This is a genomic window from Rathayibacter tanaceti, assembly GCF_001634385.1.
In the GTDB taxonomy this organism is placed as follows: domain Bacteria; phylum Actinomycetota; class Actinomycetes; order Actinomycetales; family Microbacteriaceae; genus Rathayibacter; species Rathayibacter tanaceti.
The window spans coordinates 1-7,219 of the sequence record NZ_LIIN01000136.1 but is presented as its reverse complement, the minus strand read 5'-3'; the positions used below and the strand labels follow the sequence as shown (position 1 = coordinate 7,219).

Genomic DNA, 7,219 nt, shown 5'->3' with positions numbered 1-7,219 from the left:
ACTGGCGACGGGCGTCCTCGGCGAGCCGCTGCCGGCGCTGGCGGCGGGAGCGCTCCAGCTCATCGCCGCGGCCGTGGTCGCCGTCTCGCTCCGGTCGCCGGTACAGGAGGAGCGGCCCGTGTCCGCCTCCCGCGCCGTCATCGGTCTGCTGGCCGGCGCGCTGATGGTCTCCGCGCTCGCGACTCCCGCTCTCGCCGCCACGTCGGGCGGATCGAGTGGGATGGGCGGCATGACGATGCCGGTCGTCGACGGCGGTCACCGGCACTGACCCTGGCCCTGGCGGCCCCACTCGGCTAAGGTAAGGACAACCTAAGTCGTGGAGGGAGGTCGCCGTGTCGAACGTCATCCCGTTCTCGGAGGCGCTGCGCCGACGCATCGGGCAATCGGGCGCCGACGACGAGGGCGCCGCCTTCATGACGTCGCTGATGACCGGCTCCGGGAGCCGCGACGACTACATCGCGCTCATCTCGCAGCACTACTTCGTCTACGAGGCGCTCGAGGCCGTCGCCGACGCCATGTCCGGCGATCCCGTCGCCGCCCCGTTCCTCTCTCCCCAGTTGACCCGCCTGCCCGCCATCACCGAGGACCTGCGGTTCCTCGTCGGTGAGGACTGGCGCGAGCGCATCCGCCCGCTCCCCTCGACGAGCGCGTACGTCGAGCGGATCCGGACGGTGGCGGCGGGGTGGAGCGGCGGCTTCGTCGCCCACCACTACACGCGCTACCTCGGCGACCTCTCGGGCTGCGTGATCGTGCGCACCCTGCTGCAGCGCCGCTTCGGTTTCGAGACCAACGGCGTCGGCTTCTTCCTCTACGCCGAGATAGCGGCGCCGTCGGCGTTCCGCGCCACCTACCGCGAGCAGCTCGACTGCGCGGGCTGGGACGAGGACGAGCGCGAGCGCGTCATCGCGGAGGTGGCGGAGGCGTACCGCCTGACCACCGAGCTCTTCCGCGACCTGGCGCGCACCTGCGCCGCGGCCTAGGGACGCACCTCGGCGACGACGGCCGGCTCCGCGCGCTGCTCGGACATGAAGCGCAGCACATCCTTGTCGACGATGATGTCGCTCGGGCGCAGGGGACGGGTGAGGTAGAGGCCCTCGAGACTCGTGATGCGGCTGAGCGCCACGTAGGTCTGGCCCGGCGCGAAGGCGCGCTGCCCGAGGTCGACCACGGCCGAGTCGTAGGTCTTGCCCTGCGACTTGTGGATCGTGACCGCCCAGGCGAGGCGGAGCGGGAACTGCGCGAACTCGGCGACGATCTCGCGGGTCAGCTTCTTGGTGGCCGCGGAGTAGGAGTAGCGGTAGCGCTCCCAGGTCGCCGGCTCCACCTCGTGCACCTCGCCGTCCACCTCGACCCAGACCGTACCCGCGACCTTCGTCACCCGGCCGATCGTGCCGTTCACCCAGCGCTGATCGGAGTCGTTGCGCAGGAACATCACGTGCGCGCCGATCTTGAGCTCGAGGTTCTGGTCGGCCGGGTAGGCGCGGCCACCGAAGTCGCCGCTGATCTCGGCGGAGGCCGTCTTCAGCGGGCCCTTGAGCTGGGCGAGCGCGGCCTGGTTGATCCGGTTGACGGTGTCGTTGCGGGTCGCCAACGTGATGGCGTCGTCGGCGGGAGGCGTGCGCGCCCCCGCCGCGTTGAGCACGTCGGCGATCTCCTTCGTCACCATTCCGAATCGGACGGCGTTGAGCATCCACTTGAACCGCTCGTCGCTCTGGCGGTGGATCGTGCCGAGCTCGACGATCCGCAGCGGCGCCTCCCGCCAGACCAGGGCATCGAAGAACCACAGCGAGCGGTAGCGGTCGGCGAAGTAGGCGCGTTCCTCCGGATCGCCGGGAACGGGGGCGAGCTGGAAGGGGTCGCCGAACAGGACGACCTGGACGCCTCCGAACGGCTCGGAGCGACGCTGCCGCGCCTGGCGGAGGCTGCGGTCGATGCCGTCGAGGAGATCGGCGTTGACCATCGAGATCTCGTCGATCACGAGGGTGTCGATGGTGTTCAGGAGCTTGCGCAGCTCAGGAGGCTGGTCGAGGTCGGAGTCGGCGATGACGCCGATCGGCAGGCGGAAGAGCGAGTGGATGGTCTGGCCGCCCACGTTGAGGGCGGCGACTCCGGTGGGCGCGCAGATCACGATCTGCTTCTCGGTGTTCCAGCTCAGGTGGTTGAGCAGGGTGGACTTGCCGGTGCCTGCTCGGCCGGTGACGAAGAGGTGCTCGCGCGTGTTCTCGATGAGGTCGAACACCCGCTGCTGCTCGTCGGAGAGGGTCGGCTGGGTCACCGGACCACTGTACCCAGCGGAGCCCCGCGCCCCGCCTCCTCCGAGGTCGCGGCGGGCACGACGGCCGTCTGCGACGGCCTGTGGAGGAGGCGGGACGGCCGGCTCACACGTCGCGCACGCGGGTCGCCACGAGGGCGGGCACGAGTGCGACGAGCGCCCAGCCGAGAGCCCCGGCGACAGCGGCCGCGAGGCCGATCCCGGAGTCGTCCGGGAGGTCGGAGAGCGTTCCGCCCAGGCGCGAGAGCAGGTAGGGGCTCGCGTCGGCGACCCACTGCGCCCGCAGCAGGGCCCCGGCCAGGGCGGCCACGACCGGCAGGACGAAGAGCACGCCGACCGAGATCCCGATCGCCGCCGCCGAACTGCGCAGCAGTGCCCCGATGCCCACGGAGAAGGCGCCGACGACCGCGAGATAGAACGCCCCGCCGAGGAGCGCCCCGAACACCTCACCGTCGAGTACAGGGGCTGCTCCTCGGCTCGCGAGCCCCGAGGAGATGAGAGTGAACGACCCGGCCGTGGTCACCGTTCCGACGAGGAACGCCGCACCGGCGACCACACCAGCGCGCGCGAGCAGGGACGGCAGCCGTCGCGGGACGGCGGTGTAGGTCGAGCGGATCATGCCGGTCGCGTACTCGCCGCCGATCGACAGGGCGCCGAGGACGGCGATGACGAGCCCGATCACCTGCAGATGCACGCTCGACGCCCTGACGGCGCGGGCGGTCGCCAGCTCGGCGATCGGCTCACCGGCGATGTCGGACGCGAGGATCGCTGCGAGGCCGAGAGAGAGAACGACCGCGACGCCGATCGACCACCAGGTCGAGCGGACGGTCACCAGCTTGAGCACTTCGGAGGCGACGACTCCCCCGGGGCGGAGTCGGACTCCGTCGAGCGCGGAGCGTCGGGGGGCGGTGGCGGTGCTCCGATCGGTCATCGGGCGGCTCCTTCCGAGGAGGTGGCGGTGCTGTATTCGAGGGCTCCCTCGGTCATCGCGGTGTAGGCCTCCTCGAGGGAGCGGGTCAGTGGCGTGAGGGCGTGCAGGGCGATACCGCCGTGCAAGGCCAGCTCCCCGATCGTGGGGGCGTCCAGGCCCTCGACGTCGAGAGAGCCCGCGGTTCGGCCGACGCGCGCACCGCGATCGGCCAGCAGTCCGGCGAGCCGGTCGGCCTCGGGGCTCGAGACCCGCACGCGGGGCCTGGCCTCGGCGAGGAAGTCGTTCAGCGGAGCGTCGGCGAGGATCCGACCGCGGCCGAGCACGATGATGTGGTCGGCGGTCTGCGCCATCTCGCTCATCAGGTGCGACGACAGCAGCACGCAGCGACCCTCCGCAGCCTGGCCGCGGACGAAGTCGCGGACCCAGCGCACCCCCTCCGGATCGAGGCCGTTCACCGGCTCGTCGAGCAGGAGGGTCTGGGGGTCGCCCAGCAGGGCGGTGGCGATGCCGACGCGCTGGCCCATTCCGAGGGAGAACCCGCCCACGCGCTTGCGGGCGACGCTCTGCAGGCCGACGAGCTCGATCACCTCCTCGACGCGGGAGCGCGGGATGCGGTGCGTCGCCGCGATCACCCGCAGGTGGTCGCGCAGAGACCGGCCGCGATGCGCAGCCTTGGCGTCGAGGAGCGCGCCCACCTCGTGCAGCGGCGCCGCGTGCTCGGCGTAGTGCCGGCCGTTGACCCGCACGGAGCCCGCCGTGGGACGGTCCAGCCCCATGATCATCCGCATGGTCGTCGACTTGCCCGCACCGTTGGGTCCGAGGAATCCGGTCACCCGCCCCGGCTCGACGGTGAAGTCGATCCCGTCGACCGCGGTCTTCGCGCGGAACCTCTTCGTCAGTCCCCGTGCCTCGATCATGAGGCCTCCCCTCTCGTCCGGCCGCTCCACCGGAACCATCGGAGGACGGTCCGGGCGAACGGCGCGGCCAGTCTAGGAAGACGCCACGGGCCGAGGTCAGGCGCGGCGCAGAATCAGGGGCGCACCCCCGAGAGAGAAAGGGGGAAGACCCCGATCGATCGTCAGCGGCGCTTCTCGAGCGCCGCCAAGCGGTCGTTGTAGGCGGTGAGCTCCGCCTCGCCGGTGCGGTCGGCCTGGCGATCGCGGCGCTTCGTCTCACGGGCGTCGGAGCGGCTCCACATCATCGCGACGATGATGGCGAGCGCGAGTGTCGGTATCTCGCCGATGCTCCAGGCGATGCCGCCCGCCGCCTGCTGGTCGGCGAGGGCGGAGGTGCCCCAGCCCATCGCTCCGTACCAGTCCGCGAGCAGAAGGCCCTCCCCCGTCATCAGCGCGAGGCCGAAGAAGGCGTGGAACGCCATCGTGCCCAGCAGCAACAGCAGGCGCATCGCGTAGGGCACACGGTGCACGCTCGGGTCCACTCCGATCAGGACGCTCACGAAGAGGTAGCCCGTGATCAGGAAATGCACGATCATCCACTCGTGACCGATGTGGTCGGTCGTGGCCCAGCGGAACAGCGGGGAATAGTAGAAGCCCCAGAGCGATCCGACGAACAGCAGCGCGGCGACGATGGGATGCGAGATCGCGGTGGCGAACCGCGAGTGCACGGCGAGCAGCACCCACTCGCGCGGTCCGCGGGAGCCGTCGGTCCGCCGAATCGCCGCGCGCGCGATCAGGGTCACCGGTGCGGCGGGCACGAGCAGCACCGGCACAGCCATGGTGAGGACCATGTGCGCGAGCATGTGCGCGCTGAACAGGTACTTCTCGTAGGCGTTCACTCCACCGTTGGTGATGTAGGCCAGGAGGAGCATCCCGGCGATCCAGAGGATCGTGCGGTGCAGAGGCCAGCGGTCGCCGCGCCGGTGCAGGCGCACCACGCCGGCGACGTAGAAGGCGATGCCGAACGAACACACCAGCAGCCAGACGAGGTCGACGTTCCACAGCGTGACGAAGTGCAGAGCGCTGGGGGGAGGCGGCAGGGGCTCGCCGGTCAGCAGCTGCGCGGGAGTCGGGTCGGTCAGCTGGCTGGCCGCGATCTGGTCGACCGGGGTGGCCGTGCGCGCGAGCGCGGCGGCGACTCCGGAGGCGATGCCCATGAACGCGATCTCGGCGCCGACCAGCCACCAGAAGCTGCGGCCGCCCGCTCCGCCGGCGGAACGCATCCGCTCAAGGAGGAAGCGCCGCTGCACGACGCCGAACAGGCCGAGGGCGACGAGCGCCGCGACCTTGACGAGCACCAGGATCCCGTAGCCGGTGAGCAGATTGTCGAGCGTCGCCAGGCGCAGCTCGGCACTGATGTAGCCGGAGGCGGCGACCACGACGAAGCTCACCAGAGCGAGGCTGGAGTAGCGCTCGATCACCGGCAGCAGCCGCGAGCCCTCGAGCATCGGCCGCAGGGCGACGACCGTGAGCAGGCCACCGAGCCAGACGGCAGCGAAGACGAGGTGCAGGCCGAGCGCGGTGACTGCGGCGTCGTGCCCGCTCGCTCCGGCCGCGTGACCCTGCTGGGCCATCGGCAGCAGGGTGAGCAGGGCCAGGACGGTGACGAAGACCAGGGCCGTCTGATTGCGGACGGCGAAGCAGAGGACGGTGACGACCGCGGCCAGGAGGGTCGTGATGAGCCAGGACTGGCCGACGGGGATGCTGCCGATGAAGTAGCTGAGCTTGGTGCCGAAGTCGCGGTCGAGGCTCAGGGGCGTCTGCGTGACGTTGAGGAAGGTGAAGAAGCCGGTCACGGCGCTCGCGGCGGCGAAGAAGGCGGCGCTCGCGGCGGCCACGTCGAGCGCGATCGAGTACTCGGTGCGCGGCTCGGGAGCAGGGGCGGCGGAGGTGCGCGCGGGAGCCACCGCGGAGCGCGTCGATCCGCCGCGGGCCGAGACGCCGGCGGCCTCGGCGCGGGCCCCTCGCGAGGTCGAGAGGCTGGCCGCGGGGCTGAGGGGCGAAGAGCGTCAGCACGAGGGGAGCCGATCATGCCGGCAGCGCCCAGGTTGACGGCGAGCTTGGCGATCGGGAGCCCGTACCGCACGACCGGGCCCGGGTCGTTCAGCAGCGGGGCGGCGGCACCACCGCCGAAGGCGAGCGCCGCCACGAGGGCGACGAGCGCGGCGACGACGAGCGCGAGCGCGGGGCCGACGATCCGGGCGGTTCGATTCACCAGGACAGCCTACGTTCCACGGCTGATCGGGAGCCGCGCCAGATGACGACGGCCCCGGCACTGCGCCGGGGCCGTCGTCATCGTCGTCGAAGACCGCGACTACTTTGCGGCGGCCTTGAGCTTGGTGCCGGCCGAGACCTTGACCGAGTGGCCGGCAGCGATCTGGATGGTCTCACCGGTCTGCGGGTTGCGGCCGGTGCGCGCGGCGCGGGAGGTGCGCTCGACGGCGATCCAGCCGGGGATGGTGACCTTCACGTCGTTCGAGACGGAGTCGGCGAGGGTGGTGAAGAGCGAGTCGAGGACGCCGTTGACGGCGGCCTGGCTCTGGCCGGAGTCGGCGGCGATCTTCGCGACGAGCTCGGTGCGGTTGAGCGACTTGTCAGCCATGGAGTGTCCTCCCAGGACGTTCACGCTGTCAGGAACAGCTGGTTGTGATGGATCGTCCTCGGCCGGAGACGAATGCCCTCGACCGGTCGGACCGTCGGTAACCTACCAGCCCGAGCCCGTGATCCCCGCGATTCCGGCCTTCTGAGGCCCGGAACGACGCCGGTCGGGGCCACTCGCGCCGTGCGCTGCGTCCTCCACAGGCGAGTAGGAGGCGGATCCCTCCCCCGATCGGGCGGCCGACTCCTCGCGCGGCACGGGCCCCGGGGAGGATCGGCGCATGACGACTGGCACACTCCTCCCTTCCTCCGGCACGGCGCTCGCCGCCCACTCACCCTCTTGGCGCGCTCGGCGGCGCCCCTGGGGCGACCGGCCGCGCGAGCCGGGTCTCGCCGCCCTCGCACTCGGGATGCTCGCGCTGGTCTCGTCGGTGCATCCGATCTGGGCGGTGCCCGCCGTCG

General features: G+C 71.4%; 7 protein-coding genes and 1 pseudogene. 3 read left to right on the top strand and 5 right to left on the bottom strand.

Features of this window, described 5'->3' with window-relative positions; genetic code table 11:
- Together ACH61_RS17520 and ACH61_RS13205 are read left to right on the top strand one after the other, a co-directional pair.
- Window positions 1–268 (top strand): annotated as a pseudogene (locus ACH61_RS17520) (hypothetical protein); the annotation flags it as partial.
- Between the two features lie 64 nt (window positions 269–332).
- Window positions 333–980 (top strand): biliverdin-producing heme oxygenase, encoded by a 648-nt coding sequence (locus ACH61_RS13205; RefSeq protein WP_068212804.1) that lies wholly within the window; start codon window positions 333–335, stop codon window positions 978–980.
- On the opposite strand, the gene ACH61_RS13200 is transcribed toward ACH61_RS13205, so the two are convergent.
- The 5 genes from ACH61_RS13200 to ACH61_RS13180 all read right to left on the bottom strand — a co-directional run bounded on the left by ACH61_RS13200 (window position 977) and on the right by ACH61_RS13180 (window position 6,761).
- Window positions 977–2,275 carry an ATP-dependent DNA helicase gene (locus ACH61_RS13200; protein WP_068212800.1) on the bottom strand — a complete coding sequence of 433 codons (1,299 nt, stop codon included), beginning with the start codon at window positions 2,273–2,275 and terminating at the stop codon, window positions 977–979. The genes ACH61_RS13205 and ACH61_RS13200 overlap by 4 nt on opposite strands.
- A 103-nt stretch (window positions 2,276–2,378) precedes the next feature.
- The gene (locus ACH61_RS13195; RefSeq protein WP_068212797.1) at window positions 2,379–3,203 is read right to left on the bottom strand and encodes an ABC transporter permease; all 825 of its coding nucleotides are present in this window, start codon (window positions 3,201–3,203) and stop codon (window positions 2,379–2,381) included.
- Complete coding sequence (locus tag ACH61_RS13190; RefSeq protein WP_068212794.1) at window positions 3,200–4,120, bottom strand: ABC transporter ATP-binding protein; 921 nt, start codon at window positions 4,118–4,120, stop codon at window positions 3,200–3,202. Before ACH61_RS13190 ends, ACH61_RS13195 begins: the two co-directional genes overlap by 4 nt.
- A 161-nt stretch (window positions 4,121–4,281) precedes the next feature.
- Window positions 4,282–6,066, bottom strand: coding sequence for a cytochrome c oxidase assembly protein (locus tag ACH61_RS13185; RefSeq protein ID WP_068212791.1), 1,785 nt, complete (start codon window positions 6,064–6,066; stop codon window positions 4,282–4,284).
- Window positions 6,067–6,473: 407 nt separating this feature from the next.
- Complete coding sequence (locus tag ACH61_RS13180) at window positions 6,474–6,761, bottom strand: HU family DNA-binding protein (protein WP_056037903.1); 288 nt, start codon at window positions 6,759–6,761, stop codon at window positions 6,474–6,476.
- A 277-nt stretch (window positions 6,762–7,038) separates the two neighbouring features.
- On the opposite strand from ACH61_RS13180, the gene ACH61_RS13175 reads away from it, so the two are divergent.
- The coding region (locus tag ACH61_RS13175; RefSeq protein WP_201787613.1) for a hypothetical protein at window positions 7,039–7,219 on the top strand (181 nt) is incomplete at its 3' end.